General features: G+C 34.2%; 19 protein-coding genes and 3 pseudogenes. 15 read left to right on the forward strand and 7 right to left on the reverse strand.

All coding sequences use genetic code 11. The features are described 5' to 3' along the window. Positions 1-4: 4 nt before the first annotated feature. The 3 genes and pseudogenes from AC3WVZ_RS09005 to AC3WVZ_RS09015 all read left to right on the forward strand — a co-directional run. Positions 5-745, forward strand: a complete 741-nt coding sequence (locus AC3WVZ_RS09005) for a M15 family metallopeptidase (RefSeq protein ID WP_000747649.1) — start codon at positions 5-7, stop codon at positions 743-745. A gap of 23 nt (positions 746-768) precedes the next feature. Next, a complete protein-coding gene (locus AC3WVZ_RS09010) occupies positions 769-1,215 on the forward strand; it encodes an NUDIX hydrolase (RefSeq protein WP_000178293.1) in 447 nt (148 codons plus the stop codon). Between the two features lie 181 nt (positions 1,216-1,396). Continuing rightward, positions 1,397-2,641 (forward strand): annotated as a pseudogene (locus AC3WVZ_RS09015) (amidase family protein); the annotation flags it as partial. Here the strand turns inward: AC3WVZ_RS09015 and AC3WVZ_RS09020 are convergent. Next, positions 2,560-3,332 (reverse strand): IS5 family transposase gene (locus AC3WVZ_RS09020; RefSeq protein WP_425594293.1). Its coding sequence is split into 2 segments (ribosomal slippage): positions 2,560-3,002 and positions 3,002-3,332, totalling 774 coding nucleotides; the frame shifts between segments, so codons are not numbered across the junction. The pseudogene AC3WVZ_RS09015 and the gene AC3WVZ_RS09020 overlap by 82 nt on opposite strands. Before the next feature lie 66 nt (positions 3,333-3,398). On the opposite strand from AC3WVZ_RS09020, the pseudogene AC3WVZ_RS09025 reads away from it, so the two are divergent. Next, positions 3,399-3,734, forward strand: a pseudogene (locus AC3WVZ_RS09025) (amidase); the annotation flags it as partial. A gap of 49 nt (positions 3,735-3,783) precedes the next feature. Here AC3WVZ_RS09025 and AC3WVZ_RS09030 read toward each other — a convergent pair. Further along, positions 3,784-5,001 carry an MFS transporter gene (locus tag AC3WVZ_RS09030; RefSeq protein ID WP_065211641.1) on the reverse strand — a complete coding sequence of 406 codons (1,218 nt, stop codon included), beginning with the start codon at positions 4,999-5,001 and terminating at the stop codon, positions 3,784-3,786. A gap of 274 nt (positions 5,002-5,275) precedes the next feature. Between AC3WVZ_RS09030 and AC3WVZ_RS09035 the strand changes: the two genes are divergently transcribed. The 6 genes from AC3WVZ_RS09035 (at position 5,276) to AC3WVZ_RS09060 (ending at position 9,775) form a co-directional block, all read left to right on the forward strand. Continuing rightward, the gene (locus tag AC3WVZ_RS09035; RefSeq protein ID WP_065211640.1) at positions 5,276-5,704 is read left to right on the forward strand and encodes an NfeD family protein; all 429 of its coding nucleotides are present in this window, start codon (positions 5,276-5,278) and stop codon (positions 5,702-5,704) included. A 2-nt stretch (positions 5,705-5,706) separates the two neighbouring features. Further along, positions 5,707-6,675, forward strand: a complete 969-nt coding sequence (locus AC3WVZ_RS09040; protein ID WP_233936294.1) for an SPFH domain-containing protein — start codon at positions 5,707-5,709, stop codon at positions 6,673-6,675. Positions 6,676-6,695: 20 nt separating this feature from the next. After that, a complete protein-coding gene (spoIIP, locus tag AC3WVZ_RS09045; protein WP_306426789.1) occupies positions 6,696-7,901 on the forward strand; it encodes a stage II sporulation protein P in 1,206 nt (401 codons plus the stop codon). 89 nt (positions 7,902-7,990) lie between these two features. After that, positions 7,991-8,581 (forward strand): histidine phosphatase family protein, encoded by a 591-nt coding sequence (locus tag AC3WVZ_RS09050; protein ID WP_065211639.1) that lies wholly within the window; start codon positions 7,991-7,993, stop codon positions 8,579-8,581. Between the two features lie 6 nt (positions 8,582-8,587). Further along, the gene (locus AC3WVZ_RS09055; RefSeq protein WP_000278977.1) at positions 8,588-9,364 is read left to right on the forward strand and encodes a Cof-type HAD-IIB family hydrolase; all 777 of its coding nucleotides are present in this window, start codon (positions 8,588-8,590) and stop codon (positions 9,362-9,364) included. A 39-nt stretch (positions 9,365-9,403) separates the two neighbouring features. After that, a complete protein-coding gene (locus AC3WVZ_RS09060) occupies positions 9,404-9,775 on the forward strand; it encodes an MFS transporter (RefSeq protein WP_011110050.1) in 372 nt (123 codons plus the stop codon). A 15-nt stretch (positions 9,776-9,790) separates the two neighbouring features. On the opposite strand, the gene AC3WVZ_RS09065 is transcribed toward AC3WVZ_RS09060, so the two are convergent. Next, the gene (locus tag AC3WVZ_RS09065) at positions 9,791-10,252 is read right to left on the reverse strand and encodes a DinB family protein (protein WP_000497991.1); all 462 of its coding nucleotides are present in this window, start codon (positions 10,250-10,252) and stop codon (positions 9,791-9,793) included. Positions 10,253-10,423: 171 nt separating this feature from the next. Between AC3WVZ_RS09065 and alr the strand changes: the two genes are divergently transcribed. Beyond that, positions 10,424-11,599, forward strand: coding sequence for an alanine racemase (alr, locus tag AC3WVZ_RS09070; protein WP_065211700.1), 1,176 nt, complete (start codon positions 10,424-10,426; stop codon positions 11,597-11,599). Positions 11,600-11,621: 22 nt separating this feature from the next. Here the strand turns inward: alr and AC3WVZ_RS09075 are convergent. The 3 genes and pseudogenes from AC3WVZ_RS09075 to AC3WVZ_RS09085 form a co-directional block, all read right to left on the reverse strand. Then, positions 11,622-11,884: pseudogene (locus AC3WVZ_RS09075) on the reverse strand (class I SAM-dependent methyltransferase); the annotation flags it as partial. Further along, positions 11,885-12,754 (reverse strand): GNAT family N-acetyltransferase, encoded by an 870-nt coding sequence (locus AC3WVZ_RS09080; protein ID WP_000354420.1) that lies wholly within the window; start codon positions 12,752-12,754, stop codon positions 11,885-11,887. 23 nt (positions 12,755-12,777) lie between these two features. Continuing rightward, entirely contained in the window at positions 12,778-13,656 is an 879-nt protein-coding gene (locus AC3WVZ_RS09085; RefSeq protein ID WP_000941374.1) for a nitrate reductase, read from the reverse strand. Positions 13,657-14,055: 399 nt separating this feature from the next. Here AC3WVZ_RS09085 and AC3WVZ_RS09090 point away from each other — a divergent pair, with 399 nt between their 5' ends. Next, positions 14,056-15,264 (forward strand): macrolide family glycosyltransferase, encoded by a 1,209-nt coding sequence (locus AC3WVZ_RS09090; protein WP_000024494.1) that lies wholly within the window; start codon positions 14,056-14,058, stop codon positions 15,262-15,264. 180 nt (positions 15,265-15,444) lie between these two features. Continuing rightward, positions 15,445-16,290: a YitT family protein gene (locus tag AC3WVZ_RS09095; protein WP_000755126.1), complete on the forward strand. Its 846-nt coding sequence runs from the start codon at positions 15,445-15,447 to the stop codon at positions 16,288-16,290. A gap of 89 nt (positions 16,291-16,379) precedes the next feature. Here AC3WVZ_RS09095 and pdxR read toward each other — a convergent pair whose 3' ends face one another. After that, the gene (gene pdxR, locus AC3WVZ_RS09100) at positions 16,380-17,795 is read right to left on the reverse strand and encodes a MocR-like pyridoxine biosynthesis transcription factor PdxR (RefSeq protein WP_000348026.1); all 1,416 of its coding nucleotides are present in this window, start codon (positions 17,793-17,795) and stop codon (positions 16,380-16,382) included. 129 nt (positions 17,796-17,924) lie between these two features. Between pdxR and AC3WVZ_RS09105 the strand changes: the two genes are divergently transcribed. Next, a complete protein-coding gene (locus tag AC3WVZ_RS09105) occupies positions 17,925-18,347 on the forward strand; it encodes a GNAT family N-acetyltransferase (RefSeq protein WP_001101108.1) in 423 nt (140 codons plus the stop codon). A gap of 173 nt (positions 18,348-18,520) precedes the next feature. Further along, positions 18,521-19,648 carry a metallophosphoesterase gene (locus AC3WVZ_RS09110; protein ID WP_000721379.1) on the forward strand — a complete coding sequence of 376 codons (1,128 nt, stop codon included), beginning with the start codon at positions 18,521-18,523 and terminating at the stop codon, positions 19,646-19,648. Positions 19,649-19,668: the final 20 nt, after the last annotated feature.

The following is a 19,668-nucleotide window of genomic DNA, read 5'->3' on the forward strand; positions in this document are numbered from 1 at the left end:
TTATATGAAAAAAAGATGGGCACTACTTGGTATTGTAGCTGCAATAATTATTGTTGGAGTAGCAGGAATCAATTATAAAATGTATAAGGATAAGCAGGCGCGGGAAGTAAGTGTAAATAGCATATTTCCGAAAGCGAAAGAAACGATTGCTAATATGGATGGGGATATTGCGGTAATTAATAATCCGAATTCAATGCTTGTACTTGTAAATAAAAGTAGGCGTTTACCAGATGGGTATAGACCGCCAGATTTAGTTATTCCGAAAGTGCGCTACTCTAGTGAAGGTGATCAAGAAAAGAAAAAGATGAGAAAAGAGGCAGCGAGGGCGCTTGAGGATATGTTTCAGCAGGCTGACAACGAGCGTATTTTTCTTTTTGCAGTTTCTGGATTTAGATCTTTTGATCGACAAAAAGCATTAAATACGATGTATAAAAAACAAGACGGGGAAGCAAAAACAGCAATGTCTAGCGCGGTTCCTGGCACAAGTGAGCATCAAACTGGACTAGCTATGGATATTACGTCTCAATCTGCTAAATTTCAGTTAGAGACAGTTTTTGGGGAAACGAAAGAAGGTCAGTGGCTTTCTGAAAATGCCCATAAATTTGGTTTTGTGGTTCGATACACAAAAGCGAAAGAAACGATTACGGGCTATCGGTATGAACCATGGCACGTAAGGTATGTGGGAAATCCACAAGCTACATATTTGTATGATAATCAACTGACGCTTGAAGAAGTAACAGAGTGAACAATTGAGGGGAGAGATGTACAATGACGATGTTATATAAGAAAAAAGTACATGCATATATTACAAGAGAACAAGAGGGGGTTATGCAATTACTTGTTTTTAAACATCGTGATATACATGAAGCTGGTATTCAAGTGCCAGGGGGAACGGTTGATGAAGGTGAAACGTTAGAAGCTGCTATATTGCGTGAAGTACAGGAAGAATCCGGATTGCGTCATTTATGCATAGAGCGGTTTTTAGCAGATTACATTATACATATGAAAGAAAAACAGGAGTATGAAAAACGCCACTTTTTCCATGTAACTTTACTAACAGATGTAAAGGATACTTGGGAACATATTGTAAGTGCTGGTGAGGAAGATAAAGGATTAGTATTTTGCTATGAATGGGTTGATATTGCAAAATGCCCTGAATTAGCTGGGAAACAAGGTGAGTTTTTACATTTATTAGATGAAGTATACGCACAGTAATGTAAGAGTCTGAAGCGGAGGTTAATCCGTTTCAGACTTTTTTTATTTTTCGGGAAATTAAAGGTGTTTAAATAAGAGTATTGAATTTCTTTAAAGGGATATTAATTTAGGATGTGTTGAGATGAAAAATTGAAAAAGTAAGGGGTATATGTTAAAAAAGTTCATATAAGGGAGAATATAAATGGAAATTCAGTTTAATTCAATCTTAAAAAAGGAATTAACAATTCAAGATATTCAAAATGAAATGGAATCTGGAAAGCTAACTTCAAAAGAGCTAGTGATGTATTATCTCTATAGAATTGCAAAGTATGATCAAGACGGGCCGAAAATCAATTCAATTTTAGAAATCAATCCAGATGCTATTTTTATTGCAGAAGCGTTAGATTATGAAAGAAAGACAAACGGCGTAAGGGGACCATTGCATGGAATACCTGTTTTGCTTAAGGATAATATTGAAACGAATGACTTCATGCATACAAGTGCAGGTACAATAGCTCTAGAACAAAATATAAGCAGTGAAGATGCATTTCTCGTTACTAAACTGCGAGAAGCAGGGGCAGTGATAATAGGAAAAACGAATATGACAGAATTAGCAAATGCAATGTCTTTTGAAATGTGGGCTGGATATAGTGCAAGAGGTGGTCAAACAATCAATCCATATGGAACGGGCAAGGATCATATGTTTGTTGGCGGATCTAGTACAGGATCTGCAATAGCAGTTGCTGCTAACTTTACAGTAGTATCTGTTGGGACAGAAACCGATGCTTCTATTTTGAGCCCCGCTGTTCAAAATTCTGTAGTAGGTATTAAACCGACTGTCGGTTTAATTAGTCGTAGAGGAATTATTCCATTTACTTATTCGCAAGATACAGCTGGACCATTTGCTAGAACGGTAACCGATGCTACTATTTTGCTAGGGAGTTTAACTGGAGTGGATGAGAAAGATGTAGTTACTCACAAAAGTGACGGTAGGGCATATCGGGATTATACATCTTACCTTGATGCAAATGGTTTAAATGGAGCGAAGATTGGTGTGTTTAACGATGCACCAAAAGATTATTACGAAAATGGTGAGTATGATGAAATCTTGTTTAAGGAAACGATCCAAGTATTACGTAATGAAGGAGCGACAGTAGTAGAAAATATTGATATTCCTCCTTTTCATAGAGAATGGAGCTGGGGAGTTCCGCTTTATGAGCTGAAGCATAGTTTAGATAACTATCTTACTAAATTACCTTCTACTATCCCGGTACATTCTATTTCGGAGTTAATGGAGTTTAATAAAAACATAGCAGAAAGAGCTTTAAAATATGGACAAACTAGGGTGTGTCTAAAAACTGTTGTTCATTGTGTTAATCGAAAAATGGCAGCGATATACACAAAGGCTAAAAAAGAAGATGCCAGCTTATCATACCGTGTTGCGATTCTACGGAAATGCTTGATTTTATTGAAAAAACACTCCACTAAATGGCGTTCTTTATATAAATACCAATCCACATTCCAAGGAGCTTTCGCATTTGATCTGGGTGGAATGGTATAGGTTGCTTCATGATTGGTAATATAGTTACGAATCGTATGAGAACCATAGGCTTTGTCACCAAGAATATTGCTGCCCTTAATTGGTATTTCATCCAAAAGCTCGCAAACTGGAGTGCTATCAAAAATATTTCCGCCAGTCAAATGAAATAAAATGGGGTTGCCTAAACCATCAACAATTGTATGGATTTTGGTAGTTTTTCCACCGCGACTCATGCCAATATGCTGATGAAACTCATGATTTATGGCCTTTTTTTTGCACCAGCACTATGTTGATGCGCTTTGATACTGGTTGAATCTATGCTGAGATTTTCAAAATCCGGTTCAGCATTTAATTCTTGAAAAATGGTCAGTAGGACACCTTCATCACGCCATTTGCAGAAGCGAGCATACACGGTTTTCCATAAGCCGTAATGGTCCGGCAAATCACGCCAGGGAGCGCCGCTCCTAGCTATCCATAAAATAGCATTGAACATTTCACGATTACTTCTTTTAGGCGGACGACCAGTAGAATACGGTGGGAAAAAGTCTTTGATTTGTTCCCATTGTTCATTTGTAAGTTCGTAGCGGCGTGGCGTCATAGAAAATACCTCTCTCTAAATGGTTTGAGGTAATCCTACCATAGAAATAGTTTTTAGACACACCCTAAGTTAGAGGGAAGAAAAGATTTTCCTAATACGTTACGAAATCCAGAATATTTAAATGCGAGATTAGAAGATATATATTTTTCTCAAGAACAAGGCATTGATTTTGCATTGGAAAAATATAATCTTGATGCGATACTGTTTCCTTCCTATATAGGTTCTACTATATGTGCGAAAGCGGGTTATCCGTCTATAGCAATACCAGCAGGGTATATGGAAAGCGGGAGGCCTTTTGGAATTACCATTGCAAGCACTGCCTTTAGTGAAGGGATATTAATTAAATTAGCTTATGCTTTTGAACAAGCGACAAAGCATAGAAAAATCCCCAACTTATCATGAATAGAATAAACAAAGAGGACAGGAATCCCTATCCTCTTTGTTTTAGTGATTAAATTGAAATATCGTTCTGCTCTGTCTTATGATATTTTAATAAACTAAAAGATAAACAAGCGGAACATAAAATAAGAATAGAAGCGATGATATAAATTGTACGAACACCGAACATATCAGTAATAATGCCAATGCTAAGCATAGATAGTCCAGAGGCTGTTGAAAGAAGTGCGCCATGTGCTGTATACATTTTTGATAATAAAGAAGGGGCGACACTTGATTGTAAAACAGTCGTTTGGGAAATATCTCTAATTTGATAACATGGTCCCATTAGAACACATAGAAAAAGCGCAATAAATCCGCTGCTTGTCATACCATATAAAAATGTAAGAATGCTAAATATAAGAGAGCTAATCGACATAGATCGTATTAAATTGTTTTGAATATAGGAACTCATTTTCCATGCTAATAGACCACCGATTAACGTGCCAACATAATAACTTGTATTAATATATCCCCACCATTCTTCGCCCTTATGAAGGATAGTCGTAACGTATGCCATCGTAATAGCACCAATCCATATTGTCCCTGCGAAAGTTTCGATTAAGTCCATATATGTAACGGTACGGAGAGAAGGATTTTGAAATAGGAGTTTCCAACCTTCCAATAAAACAGTACTTTTGGAAGAGGGAGAATCTGCTATTCTTTCAGTATGTATGGAACGTAATGAAAAATGTAATGCAATGCATCCGAAAATCATTAAAATGTTATTAATCATGAGTGTAGAAGTAGCGCCAATGAGAAGAACGACAATACTCGTAAATGAATAAGCAACGGCTTGCACAATTTGTGTTGAAAAGGAAAAGATACTATTTACTTTTACTAATTTTTCTTTCGGTGTAAGGCGCGGAAGAATACCGTATAATAATGGAGCACTCCACCCGCTACATAATGAAATGACAAAAATAAAAGTTAATAGAGCTATAATGTTTGTGGATAAGACCGGGAACAAAATCATTAATAATAGTAAAAAGACTGTTTTCAACCATTGGAGCGTATATAACAGCGTATAAGATGGAAAACGATTTATCATAAGTGGTGCAGAGATGTTAGCAATTAGATTTGTGATAACTTGTAATAATGGAAAAAGAGCAGTAATAGTAGCTGATTTAGTTGCTATATAAATATGAGTTGTAATAATCATTACATATACGATGTCAGCGAGAGTAATGCATATTTTGGAACCTAAATAGTAGATTAGTGACAGGTTTCTCAATAAGAATATCACCTCTATAAAAAATAGTATTTAGTAATTGTAATAATTGTAATTTAAAAATTAAAATTTTTAAAGAATTTAATTTTTTGTCACTTTTTGAAAGGGATTTTCATGTATAATGAAGAATATATTGATATAGTATTATATTAATGATCATTGTAACAGTGAATATGTACAATAGCTTGTAGCAAACGCCCAAGTGTAAGAAAGGGCGGATAAACCATTCTTTTCTTCATATACATATAGAAAATGAGAAAGAAAGTGAGGGTTGCATATGGCTGCTTGGGTAATTTGGTTTATAATAGCGGGTATTTTATTTATTGCGGAAATGTTGTCGATTACATTTTACATGCTTTGGCTTGGAATTGGAGCTGTTGTCGGAGGTCTTATTGCTTTGTTTGCTCCTGATGCACTACTGTTACAAGTTACTGTTGGTGCAATTGTAAGTTTAACTTTGACATTCTTTACGAAAAGAATTTCAAAAAACTTTCGAGAAGCAAAAGGTTTTACTGATACAGTAGATATGCTTGTTGGTAAAAGAGGGATTGTTATGCAAGCGATTACAAATAAAGCGAATGGTATTGTGAAGGTGGATGGAGATACTTGGACAGCTATTGCAGATTCTTCAATTGATGCTGGAGAAAAAGTCGTTGTTATAAAGAGGCATAGTACTATATTACAAGTGAAAAAGGAGAGTGAATAAATATGGTAGCATTAACGTTAACGATTATATTCGCACTAATTGTAGTTACATTTATCGCATTAACAATTAAAATTATTCCTCAGCAAAAAGTTGGGGTTGTTGAAAGATTTGGTAAGTTTCAACGTATAATGCACCCAGGGTTAAATATTTTAATACCAATTGTAGATCGTGTTCGTGTATATCATGACTTACGCATTCAACAAACGAATGTACCACCGCAAAAGGTAATTACGAAAGATAATGTTCAAGTAGAAATTGATACAATTATTTTCTATCAAATTGTTGAACCAGAACTTGCGACATATGGTATTTCAAACTATGAATATGGTGTTCGTAATATTACGTCAGCAACGATGCGTCAAATCATCGGTAAAATGGAACTGGATGAAACGTTATCTGGTCGTGAAAAGATTTCAACAGAAATCCGCTTAGCGCTTGATGAAGCAACAGAAAAATGGGGCGTACGTATTGAACGTGTCGAAGTTGTTGATATTAACCCGCCAAAAGATGTGCAAGCATCAATGGAAAAACAAATGAAGGCTGAGCGTAATAAACGTGCGATTATTTTAGAAGCTGAAGCAGCAAAACAAGATAAAGTCCTTCGCGCTGAAGGGGAAAAGCAAAGTAAAATCTTGATGGCTGAAGGGGATAAAGAAGCGCGTATTCGCGAAGCTGAAGGTATAAAAGAAGCAAAAGAATTAGAAGCACAAGGGGAAGCACGAGCAATTGAAGAAATTGCAAAAGCAGAACAAAATCGTATTGAATTGCTTCGTGAAGCGAATTTGGATGAGCGTATACTTGCTTACAAATCATTTGAGTCATTAGCTGAAGTTGCAAAAGGAGCAGCAAATAAAGTCTTTATTCCGTCTAATGCAATTGAAACACTTGGTACTCTTGGGGCAATTGGAGAAATATTTAAAGAAAAACAAGCGAAGAAACTACTTTCAAATGATACAGGAAAAGAACAATAAAAGTGAGGAAGAGAAATGGTATACCATTTCTCTTTTTTTGTGCGTATATTCTGAAAAGCTTGTACATATCCATGTATAAAGAAGGTGATGCAGTGAAAAAGTATGCAACTCGAATACATGGGAAGAAGCTGATTTCGTTACTCCTTTTATATGCGCTAATAGTAATTATGATAGCGTCGATTTTGACGTCATTTTTACATACAATGAAATCGAATTATGCAAATCAATGGTTTGGAAAAGTATCGATGCAAGGTTTTGTTCAAATGATAGAAAGTGAGAATCGCTATTACGGATTTGATTATTTTAAGAAGAATAAAAGAGAGTCAGTTGGGAATTTAATGTTCTCTATCGCGACAGATTTGAAAATTAAAGATTTAAGAACATTCGTCGGTAAAGAAGTACCTGGTATGTCAAAGTATTATTCTAATATTATCGTAGCTGGGGAAGGGACAAACTTGACAAATATCCCAAATGAATCTAGTGTACCGATTGAAGAAGTAACGAAAGAACGGGAAATAGCAAAAGATAAAGTTACAGAAGCGGAAAAGAATAATCCGGTTCAGAAAAAGAACGGAGCGAAAAAAGGTGAAAGTGCAGTATATATTTATCATACACATAGCTGGGAATCCTTCTTTCCATTATTACCAGGGGCAACTGATCCATCTAGCCCAGATGTAAATGTGTCTTTACTAGGAAAACGTATGAAAGAGCAACTTGAAGGACAAGGAATTCCGGTAGTTCATGATAAAACGAATATGGGTGATTTATTAGCGAGTAAAAAGTGGGTATGGTATCAGTCATATAAAGCGTCTCATGAATATGTAAAAGAAGCATTAGCACAAAATAATAAAATTGCGTTTCCGATTGATATACACCGTGACGATCAGCGTAAGAAAGTAACAACAAAAGTAATTAACGGAAAATCGTATGCAAGATTATATTTTATAATTGGGATGGAAAATGAAGGCCGTGCTGAAAATGAAAAAATTGCAAGAGCGATCAATAGTTATTTAGATGAAAACTATTACGGATTAAGTAGAGGGATTTTTCCAAAGTATAAAAAAGATGGAAATGGCGTTTATAACCAAGATTTATCGAAAAATGCGATGTTAATTGAAGTTGGTGGTGTTGATAATACGTTAGATGAATTATATAACACAATTGATGTGTTAACAGAAGCGTTTAGTAAATATTATTGGAATGATGCGGAAAAAGTGAATGGATGAGGGACGGGAGACCGTTCCTTTTTTATTTTGGAATCTTAAAATGTGATATAATGGAATTTTATGAATGTTAAATAAAGGGAGAGAGAAACATGCAAATACTACTAATACGCCACGGAGAATCAGAAGCTGATATTTTACATGTGCATGAAGGTCGAGCTGATTTTGAGTTAACTGACAAAGGGAGACAACAAGTACAAAGACTTGTACAGAAAGTGAAAAAAGATTTTGCACCAGATTTCATTTGGGCAAGCACATTAAAACGCGCTCATGAAACGGGTGAAACATTAGCAGAAGCAATTGGTTGTCCAATTCAATTAGAAGAGGAATTAATGGAGTTTAATAATGGAGTGCAAGCAGGCTTATCATTTGAAGAAGCAAAGAAATATCCAGAGCCAAAGTTTCTTCATGATCGTTTTGAAAACGGGGAATCGTTTATTGAGTTTCGAATGAGAATAGAAGGAATCTTTTCTAAAATCTTGACAGAGAATACATATGACCGAATTGCAATTGTTGCCCATGGGGGCGTAATTAATAGTCTATTACGTGCATTTTTCAAAATGCCAATTTCAATGGACTACTATTTCAAAATGGGAGATACGGGAATAAGTTTAATTGAAATTGAGGGTGAACAAAAAACGGTGCATTTCATTAATGATACGAATCATTTGGACGGGATGTAAAGACTTATGTACAAAGTTGTATTTTTCGATGTTGACGGTACGTTATTAAGTGAGATTGATAGAAGCATGCACGAAAGTACAAAAGAAGCGGTACAAAGATTAATAGATAAAGGAATTCACGTAGTTGTTACAACTGGAAGACCATATAGTTTATGCTCACAATTTAAGGAACTAGGTATAAATACGTTTATTTCAGCAAATGGTGCACATATAAAATGTGGGAAAGAAGTTATACATAAATCAGTACTTTCAAGCGAAATCGTTCATGATATTTCAAATTTTGCTGAATTACATGGTCACAGTGTTTCTTACTTTACAGAAGAATTTGCAATGAATAATATTGCTTCCAAAGATGAACGTGTCATGCGAGCGTTAAATGAAACTTTATATTTAGAGCAGTATCCTGACAAAGTTAGAAACTTATCAGATGAGATGTATTGCATATGTCTGTATGCTGATGATACAGAAGCTCAAAAATTCATTGAAAGATATCCAGCACTTACGTTTGAGCGTTTTCATGGTTACGTTATAAATGTATTGGAAGATAGTAAAGTATCGAAGCTAACTGCAATTCAAAAAGTATTGGAACATTTAAACATTAGTAAATTAGAAGCCATTGCTTTTGGCGATGGTGGAAATGATATTGAGATGTTGCAGTATGTAGGATTAGGAGTTGCGATGGGAAATGGTGGAGAGGAGTTGAAGAGAAGGGCTGATTTCGTTACAACGAAGGCGAGTGAAGGCGGAATTTCTTATGCCTTAAAGAAGTTGCGCATTATTTAAAACTAATAGTTAGTCAGTGTGAAAAATCCTGTTTTATTAATGGCTTTTGTTAATATGTATACTGTTTTAGGGAATTATTTGAGCTCTCCTACTTACAATTTAACTGCAGAACAAATCCTTTATTTTCGCTTAGCAGGGCTGTTTGGTATGTTGCTCTCACCACTTGCAGGTCGTTTAACAAAGAGGTTTGAAGTAAGGAAAGTTCTTCAAGGAGGATTGTTGATTGCTATTTTTAGTCTAAGTTCAATAGGCTTTGTTTCGTATCTATCTCTACTTGTAATGATGAGTGTCTGTTTTGTAATAGGTATTGCTATATCCGTTCCGTCTTTAGTTTCTCTTGTAGGTCAATTAGGAGGGGAAATTAGGAATGATACTTTTTATTGGTTTTGTAGCTTCTCTATTTATAATTAATGAATGAGTGGAAAATCACTCAAATAAAGGAATGCGAGGATCGTTCATATGCTCGCATAATAAAATATGAATTTGTCCACGATGATGATAAAAGTGTGCAACGATTTCAAGTAACCATTCAAAGCGCGAATAAGAAATACCCCAATAGGCAGTCATAACTTCTGCTAATTCTATTTGGGAGTAGGAAAGAAATGTTTTAGAGAGAAGGTTGTAACCTTCAATCATCGTTTGTTGCATGTGAGCAACTGTTACGGGGGTACGTTCTATATAAAAGGTATGTAATTCTTTTTCTGGAATACCATTTAAAATGAGTAAATCAGCATGACAAATAAGAGAAAGATGTGCACACATTTCAAATAATGATCGTTTTGAGTGAATCGGTTGTATTTTTAAATCGTTTTCACTATATTGGTTAAGCATATCAATAGAAGTATCAATAGCAACTTTTAGTTGATGCAATGCAGATTGAACAAACATTGTAATTCTCCTCGTCTCCGTATATAATAGTTTCTTGAGGATATTATATCATACTCAAAATTCCGAAAATTCTAGTAGTTTGACTAGCATAATGAAAAGTATTATATTGTAAAAGGTCATATGAAACGTGAAATAGAATGGAATGCAATTATTGAGTTAGGAGTTAGACCAATGAGTTTGAAATATGGAAGAGATACAATTGTAGAAATTGACTTAAATGCTGTAAAACATAATGTAAAAGAATTTAAAAAACATGTAAATGATGAAGAAATTAAGATGATGGCTGCTGTAAAAGCGAATGGGTATGGCCATGGGGCAGTTGAAGTTGCCAAAGCTGCAATTGAAGCAGGAATACATCAACTTGCAGTTGCATTTGTAGATGAAGCAATAGAATTAAGAGAAGCAGGAATTACTGTGCCGATTTTAATTTTAGGATACACACCAGTAGCGGCTATAGAAGATGTAATTCAATATGACGTTATGATGACTGTTTATAGAGTAGAAGATTTACATGGTATAAATGAAATTGCAAACCGTCTTCAAAAGAAAGTACAAATTCAAGTGAAAATTGATACAGGAATGAGTCGTATCGGTTTACAAGAAGAAGAAGTTAAACCATTTTTAGAAGAATTAAACCGTATGGAGTATGTAGAGGTAGTAGGGATATTTACGCATTACTCTACGGCAGATGAAATCGATAAATCATATACGAATATGCAAACAAGTTTATTTGAAAAAGCTGTTAATACAGCGAAAGAATTAGGAATTCAAATACCATATATTCATAGTTCAAATAGTGCGGGATCAATGGAATTAAGTAACACATTTCAAAATATGGTACGCGTTGGAATAGGAGTGTACGGTATGTATCCGTCAAAAGAAGTAGATCATTCAGTCGTTTCTTTACAGCCTGCGTTGTCGTTAAAATCAAAAGTAGCTCATATTAAACATGCGAAGAAGAATCGTGGTGTAAGTTATGGGAATACGTATGTAACAACTGGTGAAGAATGGATTGCGACTGTACCAATTGGTTATGCTGATGGTTATAATCGTCAATTATCTAATAAAGGCTATGCGTTAATTAACGGGGTTCGAGTACCTGTTATTGGCCGTGTTTGTATGGACCAGTTAATGTTGGATGTTTCAAAAGCGATGCCAGTACAAGTAGGAGACGAAGTAGTATTCTACGGTAAACAAGGTGAAGAAAATATCGCAGTAGAAGAAATAGCGGATATGTTAGGTACAATAAATTATGAAGTTACATGTATGCTAGATAGAAGAATTCCGCGTGTCTATAAAGAAAATGACGAAACAACTGCAGTTGTAAATATATTAAGAAAAAACTGAATCATTTCGATTCAGTTTTTTTATTCATATCAAATGCGAATATACCCTCGTTATGTAATACGGAGTAAACTTTGTGAAACACACTTTTTAGTTCATCTAAATTAAACTATCACCGGCAGAGATGACCAGTCCCGCAACAAAGATCTAATATACGAGAGTAGGGAAGAGCATCTTGTAAAACGAGGCTGGGTAGGAGTATTAAACAAAATGTCTCCAATGTTTATTATAGATGTTTGCTAAAATATCATAATTAGAATAAATTGTTTTTTTAACATATGTATTCACCTAAAAATTCATTAAATTATAATAGTCATGCCTCGTTTTAATTTCAAAACCACATTGTGTATATAGTTTTAAAGCGTGGATATTTTTTGTTTCGACGTCTAATTCAATTGTTGAAACTCCTTCTGTAATAAGGGTATGTACTATATTACAAAGAATATCTTTTCCGTATCCTTTACCTTGATAAGAAGGATGAACGGCGAATCCTGATAGTGTAGTAGATTGCTCTTGTTTAGAAACTGTAATTGTTCCTATCACTTTTTCAGCAATAAGGGCACTGTAAACTTGATGGGAAGATGAATTCATCATTTTTTGTAACCATGCAGTCGTATTTTCTACTGAATCACCAAAAGCTTTACTAGAAATTTTAATAAGATCAAGAAGTGATTCTGAAGTTGCAAGAGTAAGCTGTATATTATTATCTGTTGTTTTTTGAATTTCGTTTGTTTTGCACTCCATACTATATTCACTATATAAATATGGTAACTTCATATGTTTTACAAATTCATTCCCAGAAATAGAATCCCCATTAATAATAAGAAGAGCTTCATCTGTCTCTCTATTTTGTATTTCTTTCATTGCAGTTTGTAAAAGGATAGTTCCGAAACGTTGTTTTCTAAAATGAGGATGTACAAAGCCTATTAGTTCAAGCTTTGTTGGTCTTTCGAAATCATACATATTTAAAGCGCCAATTAATTGAGTACCGTTATAAAGAAGAAAATCGTTTATATAATCTTCATTTCGATTTTTTAAAAAGTTGATATGTAAATCTGAAGAGTAATCAAGATTGTCTTGTTGCCCACAAATATAAGCCAAATCCTTCATTTGCTGTATTTCACTTTCTGTTACAGAACGCTTTTTCTGAATATCCATTGTATACTCCCTCTCATTCGTATTTAAAAATAGGATGGGTGACTTAACCATTTTTTTAATTCCACATTACCTTGCACAGATAACAGTCGGTATAAATAACGATAAGGCTGTCTATATTCTTCTAAGTGAGGAATAGACATAATTGTTTCGTAACCACTTTTAAAGGCATGTGCTTCTTTTTCGGTAAGTACATATTCTAGTCCGATAAAATCAAGTTCTCGCGGAGCAACAGCGTAAGCTTCACTATCTACTAAACCCGTAATAGTTGTACCGTCAGATAAAAATTGAGTAGGATCCATATCAATTAAGACGAGTGTAGATTCCTTTGGTACGGACAGGGAAGAAAGTTGTGATTCAAAGGTAGGGAATGCATTTTTTATGCTTTCATCATCGGAATAAAACATATTCACAAGCTCTTTACTCACGTTTAAAATATGTGATTGGAATTCATCTAGTGGAACTTGGAACGTGCCTGACGGATTTCCTATGAAATCGGCTTTAAATTTATGTATTTCTGCAAGTCCTTTTCCTAGGCTGAATAAAATAGAATCTGGTTGCTCGATAAAAGATTGAACTGTGTTACCTACTAACTTTTCGACCACCACAAATTCACGGCTATTTAAAACATGTTTTTCTAATATTGTTGGGATAGGAAGATTCGTATGTTCTTGCAGCAATGTATGTACAGTTTCTAAATGATGGACGTTCCTTGGATCAATTCCAAATAGATTTTTACATCCCCACCAAAAATCATTATTTGGTTCTTCATTCATTTTAGAAGCACGAACGATAACTTCTGTATCTTCTGTTTGAACGAGAAAAACATCACTTGCATGATCTTCATAACCTGGGTGCAAGGCTTGAACGGATAGAATAGGTGAATTGAATAGTTGTTGTAACATGAAAAGACTCCTTTTTCTGTAAATTCCATAAATTCATTATATAACAGATGATGTGTTATGAGGATAAAGATAAAAAGATAGACAGTATACTTACATTTATAGTGAAAACTCATTAAAAATATTATATTTCTCTATTTTTGTATGAATTGTCTAAAAATAATGGTGGTAATACTTGAATGTAAGACTCGTATCTTTAAATCTATGAAGAGTAAAAGTAAAATTAAGCATTCATTTATAAGATTGTGAATCACAATAATGTAGACTATAGAAAATATTTCTCAATAATAAAATGAAGAGAAAAGCATGAAGAAGTAGAATGCATTCATTTATAATAGACTTAAATTAATTAATATAATTAATTGTTAATTTTATTATATTAATTGGATAGGAGAGAATGTTATGGCAAATGTACTCGTAATAAATTTTCCTGGGGAAGGTCATATTAATCCGACTTTAGCTGTTGTAAGTGAGTTAATTCAGCGAGGGGAAACAGTTGTTTCTTATTGTATTGAAGATTATAGAAAGAAGGTTGAAGCAACAGGTGCGGAATTCCGAGTGTTTGAGAATTTTCTCTCTCAAATTAATATTATGGAACGAGTAAATGAAGGTGGGAGCCCTTTGACGATGCTATCTCATATGATTGAAGCATCAGAGCGTATTGTTACTCAAATTGTAGAAGAAACAAAAGAAGAAAAATATGATTATTTAATATATGATAATCATTTTCCAGTAGGACGTATTATAGCGAATATTTTACAATTACCAAGCGTTTCATCCTGTACAACGTTTGCTGTTAATCAGTACATTAATTTTCATGATGAGCAAGAATCGAGACAAGTAGATGAAATGGATCCATTATATCAATCTTGTTTAGCGGGAATGGAAAGATGGAATAAGCAGTATGGAATGAAATGTAATAGTATGTATGATATTATGAACCATCCTGGTGATATTACGATTGTATATACTTCAAAAGAATATCAGCCACGTTCAGAGGTATTTGATGAATCGTATAAATTTGTAGGTCCATCAATTGCTACTCGAAAAGAAGTGGGGAGTTTTCCTACCGAAGATTTAAAAAATGAAAAAGTGATTTTCATTTCTATGGGAACAGTTTTTAATGAACAACCTGCTTTGTATGAAAAATGTTTTGAAGCGTTTAAAGATGTTGATGCGACAGTCGTATTAGTCGTTGGTAAGAAGATAAATATAAGTCAATTTGAAAATATCCCGAAAAACTTTAAGTTGTATAATTATGTCCCGCAATTAGAAGTTTTACAGCATGCTGATGTATTCGTGACACATGGTGGTATGAATAGTTCGAGTGAAGCGTTATATTACGGTGTTCCATTAGTTGTAATTCCGGTAACAGGAGATCAGCCATTCGTTGCAAAACGATTGACTGAAGTAGGGGCAGGCATAACACTTAATCGTAACGAGTTAACCTCTGAATTGTTACGTGAGACTGTAAAGAAAGTAATGGATGATGTGACGTTTAAGGAAAATAGTCGTAAAGTGGGAGAGTCGCTTAGAAATGCTGGTGGATATCAAAGGGCAGTTGAGGAAATATTCAAATTAAAAATGAAGCCGTACGTAAAGATTAAATAGATGTTAAAAACACACTTACTTTTAATTTGTAAGTGTGTTTCTAGTATTACGCGTTACATGTGTTACATAAAAATAGCGATAAAGGTGAAACTTTTCTGTATATAAATCGATACCTTTGAATTAGTAGTAAAATTACGTTAAAATAATACTAAGAAAATATATAAGTTTTGGGGGTAATGAATGAAGAAAGTATTTGAATACGTATTATTAACAATTGGCTCAATTATAGTAGCAGGTTCATTAGAGCTTATTTTAGCACCTAATGGATTAGTAGATGGCGGGGTAACGGCTATTGCTATTATGGCAAATAAAGTCGCAGGATTGCCGCTTTATGGTGTGTTCTTAGGAATTAATATCCCAATTTTATTATTTACTGCAAAAGTAATGGGAAAGAAGTTTTTTATCCGTACATCTTATGCGAATGTAGTTACAACACTCGGATTAATTTATTTAAAACCATTTCCAGCAATTACGACTTCTGAGTTATTAATTGTACTTTATGGTGGAGTACTGTTTGGAATTGGTGTTGGGATTGTTGTTAAAATGGGTGGAGCAATTGACGGTTCGGAAATGTTAGCAGTTTGGATGAATAAACACTTTAATGTACCGATTAGTACATTTTTACTTGCAGTAAATGCAGTTATTTTCATCTTTGTTGCCATTTTATTTTCAATCGAACAAGCGATGTTCTCGTTAGCAATTTTCTATATTGTTACGAAGATGATTGATTTTATACTAGATGGTATTAATCAAGGTAAGAGCGTTATGATTATTTCTGGTAAGAATAAAGAAATAGGCGATTTACTTATGAAAGAATTGCAACTATCTGTTACGTATCTACATGGAGAAGGTGGTTTTTTAGGGGAGCATAAGAGAATCATTTATTGCATTACAAACCGATTCATTTATCCGAAAATGAAAGATCTCGTTCTCTCTGTAGATCCAACCGCTATAATTGAAGCTTCCTATTCAACAGAAACGACTGGTGTGAAACGTCCGGGAAGGAAAGCTAGGTCAGGTGAATAACTAGAAGAAGGCTGTCCAAAAAGTTATTTTGGAACAGCCTTCTTTTTTATTTTGTTGAATTGTTAACATGTTACAAGTTAAACCCACTGTTAACAAGTTTCCTTGCAACTAGGAAACCAAGCGTCTTTCAATAATATAGCCAACGTTTCAATTTTATTTTCCGGAATACTACCAAAGCCGAGTAATACGTATGATTCCTTACGTAAATCATTCACGAAATCATATGGAGAAAGTGGGTATAATTTAACGCTTTGTTTTTTAGCGGATTCAATCAGTTCATTTTCATTCATACTGTTATTTACACATAAAACAATATGAAGTCCGGACTGTTCGCCAAGAATTTGAACATTAGCCCCCATTTCTTTCGTAATGGATTTTACTAACGTATGATGTTTTCTTTTATATAGTGTACGACTCCGATTAAGGTGACGTTCCCAATTCCCGTTTTGTATAAAGTTAGCAAAAGCAAGTTGTTGTATTGTAGCGACTGTTTGTTTGAAAATTCCATGCAGTTCTTGGTATATCTTTAAAAGGTGTGGTGGTAAAACAACATATCCCATTCGTAAAGAAGGTAAAAAAGATTTTGAGAAAGTTCCCATATAAATAACGCGTTCATTTGAATCAAGACTTTGTAAAGAAGGAATCGGCTTACCAGCGTAGCGAAACTCTCCGTCATAGTCATCTTCAATAATGTATCCATTGCAATCATTAGCCCACTTTAACAATTCTAATCTTCTAGATAAAGGCATAATAATCCCGAGTGGAAATTGGTGTGATGGTGTAACGTATGCGACATTGGAATTTGTATTGTATAAACTAGAAATATCAATCCCTTTTTCATCCAATGGTATGGGATGAATTTGTCTATCACAGCTTTTAATAATTGCGTGTATACGGTGAAATCCAGGGTTTTCAATGCCGTATTCTTTTGTAGGGCCGAGCAGTTGAAGCAGTAGCCAGAGAAGTGGCTGTGTTCCGGCGCCGATCACAATTTGATCAGGTGAAGAATGTACACCGCGAGAATGATATAAATATATTGATATATGCTCTCGAAGAGCGAATTCACCTTGAGGATCTTCTTTGGCAAATAGTGCATTTTCGTATGTAAGTATGGATTCTTGTAATGCTCGTTTCCAATTTGTAATCGGAAATGCATTTTGATCAATAAGCCCTTGGCTACAATCATATTCAAATTTTTCTTCTATCAAATTGTTCGTCTTCTTTGCTGCATTTCGTTTTTTATTTGGGATAATGTCAATATCGAAATTTGCTACAAAAATACCACGTTTCGGTTTACTTTCTGCATAACCTTCAGCTAATAACTGTTGATAAGCTGATTCAACAGTAATGCGGCTAATATTAAGTTGTGATGCTAAATTTCTGTGTGAGGGTAGACGTGTGCCAACAGAAATAGTCCCTTGTATAATTTCAGCTTTTATATATTCGTAAATTTGCAAGTAAATAGGTGTGTTACTTTGTAATTGCAATGGGATAGTAAAATCCATATAAAACTCTCCTTTAAAACTGGCCTTATAAAAAACACTTAAACTGCCACTTAAGTAAAGGGCAGTTGCTTTCTATAATAATGATATAACATTTAGAAAATTATTTAAATAGTTAAGGGAGAGTTAAAAATGAATGTTAAAGAAGTAGTAACAGAAGAGCAATTACATGACGTATTACCTGTTTTACAGCAATTAAGAACGAAACTTTCAAAAGAGGAAACAAGCTCTTTATTTCGAAATATGAAAGAAGAAAATTATAAACTATTTTCGCTGCGTAATGAGGATGATGAAGTTGTTAGCCTTGCAGGTGTAGCAATTTGTACGAACTTTTATAATAAGAAACACGTTTTCGTATATGACCTTGTAACAGCAGAAGCACATCGTTCAAAAAGACATGGGAAAGTATTACTTTCGTATATAGAGAACTGGGGAAAGGAAAACGAATGTGAGTCTATCGTCCTCACGTCAGCATTTTCAAGAATTGATGCTCATCGTTTTTATGAAAGAGAAGGGTATGATAAGGTGAGTTATTCTTTTCATAAAGAATTATAAAAAATAAGAAGAAGTTGTCCCGCAAAAGTTGGGAACAGCTTCTTCTTATTTTTTAAGTTATTATTAAACCGTAAATAGGTTGTAAGTTATGGTATATGTATTTGAAAAGGTTATATAGTGTATTTTGTCGAATTGTTTTAATTTAATAAAGAGAATGATTGGAGCGCTTATACTTGAAAAAAATAAAGAAACTATCAATCCCTAATGATGCTAGAGTTATCGTCATATCTGATATTCATGGAGAATTAAATCTTTTAAAAGAAGCACTACATAAAGTTAACTTTAAAGATGAAGATTATTTAATTATTAATGGAGATCTTTGCGAGAAAGGACGAGATAGCGTAGGCGTAGTAAACTACGTTATGAATCTTGTAAAGAACAATTCAAAGGTTCACGTTGTTGAAGGGAATTGTGAAGTTTTAGTTGATGCTCTTCTAAATGAAAATCCTGATCTTATTAATTATTTATGTATGAGAAAGCACTCGATTTTTAATGAATGGCTAGAGCGATTAGGTTTTTCAGTTCATGAGGGCACTTCAATTCGTGAAGTGAAAGAAGCATTGTTAAGTGAATTTTCACAAGAACTATATTGGCTAACAGAGTTGCCAACAGCGATTGAAACAGAAGATTATATTTTTGTGCATGCCGGTCTAGAAGATAGAGTAGATTGGAAAGAAACAGAGCGCAAAAATGCGATAGCAATGCCACAGTTTTTTAATAAATCACATAAAGCAAATAAGTATGTAATAGTTGGTCATTGGCCTGTCGTGAACTATTCTGAAGAAGCACCGTCTAACAATCCAGTTATTGATAAGGAGAAAAAAATTATTGCAATTGATGGAGGAAATGCAATTAAAGAAGCAGGGCAATTAAACGTATTTATTATTCAGAGGAAACAAACCGGCGATACGTTTTCTTATACATATGTAGACTATTTTCCAGAGTACGAAGTAATAGCGGATTTTAATGCGAATTCAGAAATGCAGGGCGGAGTGACATATCCGTATTATTACATAGAGCCTATCGAGAAGATGCAAGATTACACCGTATGTAAACAAAAGGAAACGAATAATTTACTCACTGTAAAAAATGAATATATGAAACAACTTGAGTCAGGTGAATATACAGTGAAAACCGATATTTCTTGTGCGCAAATAAGCGTTAGGAAGGGAGATATCGTTTCTCTCATTGATGATAGCTGTTCAGGATATGATTTAATTAAAAAAGATGGCGTAGAGGGTTGGATAGGGAAAGGGATTTTAGTTGAGATAGAAAAAGTGAAAAATAAAACATTAAGCTGAAATAGGAGGGGTATAACCTC

Source organism: Bacillus sp. CPT56D-587-MTF (assembly GCF_058792335.1).

What these genes read in the sequence shown, in the direction of transcription:
- AC3WVZ_RS09040 (WP_233936294.1), top strand. Translation starts at nt 5,707, where the DNA reads ATGGTAGCATTAACGTTAACGATTATATTCGCACTAATTGTAGTTACA.
- AC3WVZ_RS09055 (WP_000278977.1), top strand. Translation starts at nt 8,588, where the DNA reads ATGTACAAAGTTGTATTTTTCGATGTTGACGGTACGTTATTAAGTGAG.
- AC3WVZ_RS09010 (WP_000178293.1), top strand. Translation starts at nt 769, where the DNA reads ATGACGATGTTATATAAGAAAAAAGTACATGCATATATTACAAGAGAA.
- AC3WVZ_RS09005 (WP_000747649.1), top strand. Translation starts at nt 5, where the DNA reads ATGAAAAAAAGATGGGCACTACTTGGTATTGTAGCTGCAATAATTATT.
- AC3WVZ_RS09050 (WP_065211639.1), top strand. Translation starts at nt 7,991, where the DNA reads ATGCAAATACTACTAATACGCCACGGAGAATCAGAAGCTGATATTTTA.
- AC3WVZ_RS09085 (WP_000941374.1), bottom strand. Translation starts at nt 13,656, where the DNA reads ATGTTACAACAACTATTCAATTCACCTATTCTATCCGTTCAAGCCTTG.
- AC3WVZ_RS09080 (WP_000354420.1), bottom strand. Translation starts at nt 12,754, where the DNA reads ATGGATATTCAGAAAAAGCGTTCTGTAACAGAAAGTGAAATACAGCAA.
- AC3WVZ_RS09060 (WP_011110050.1), top strand. Translation starts at nt 9,404, where the DNA reads ATGGCTTTTGTTAATATGTATACTGTTTTAGGGAATTATTTGAGCTCT.
- AC3WVZ_RS09090 (WP_000024494.1), top strand. Translation starts at nt 14,056, where the DNA reads ATGGCAAATGTACTCGTAATAAATTTTCCTGGGGAAGGTCATATTAAT.
- pdxR (WP_000348026.1), bottom strand. Translation starts at nt 17,795, where the DNA reads ATGGATTTTACTATCCCATTGCAATTACAAAGTAACACACCTATTTAC.
- AC3WVZ_RS09065 (WP_000497991.1), bottom strand. Translation starts at nt 10,252, where the DNA reads ATGTTTGTTCAATCTGCATTGCATCAACTAAAAGTTGCTATTGATACT.
- AC3WVZ_RS09095 (WP_000755126.1), top strand. Translation starts at nt 15,445, where the DNA reads ATGAAGAAAGTATTTGAATACGTATTATTAACAATTGGCTCAATTATA.
- AC3WVZ_RS09035 (WP_065211640.1), top strand. Translation starts at nt 5,276, where the DNA reads ATGGCTGCTTGGGTAATTTGGTTTATAATAGCGGGTATTTTATTTATT.
- AC3WVZ_RS09105 (WP_001101108.1), top strand. Translation starts at nt 17,925, where the DNA reads ATGAATGTTAAAGAAGTAGTAACAGAAGAGCAATTACATGACGTATTA.
- alr (WP_065211700.1), top strand. Translation starts at nt 10,424, where the DNA reads ATGAGTTTGAAATATGGAAGAGATACAATTGTAGAAATTGACTTAAAT.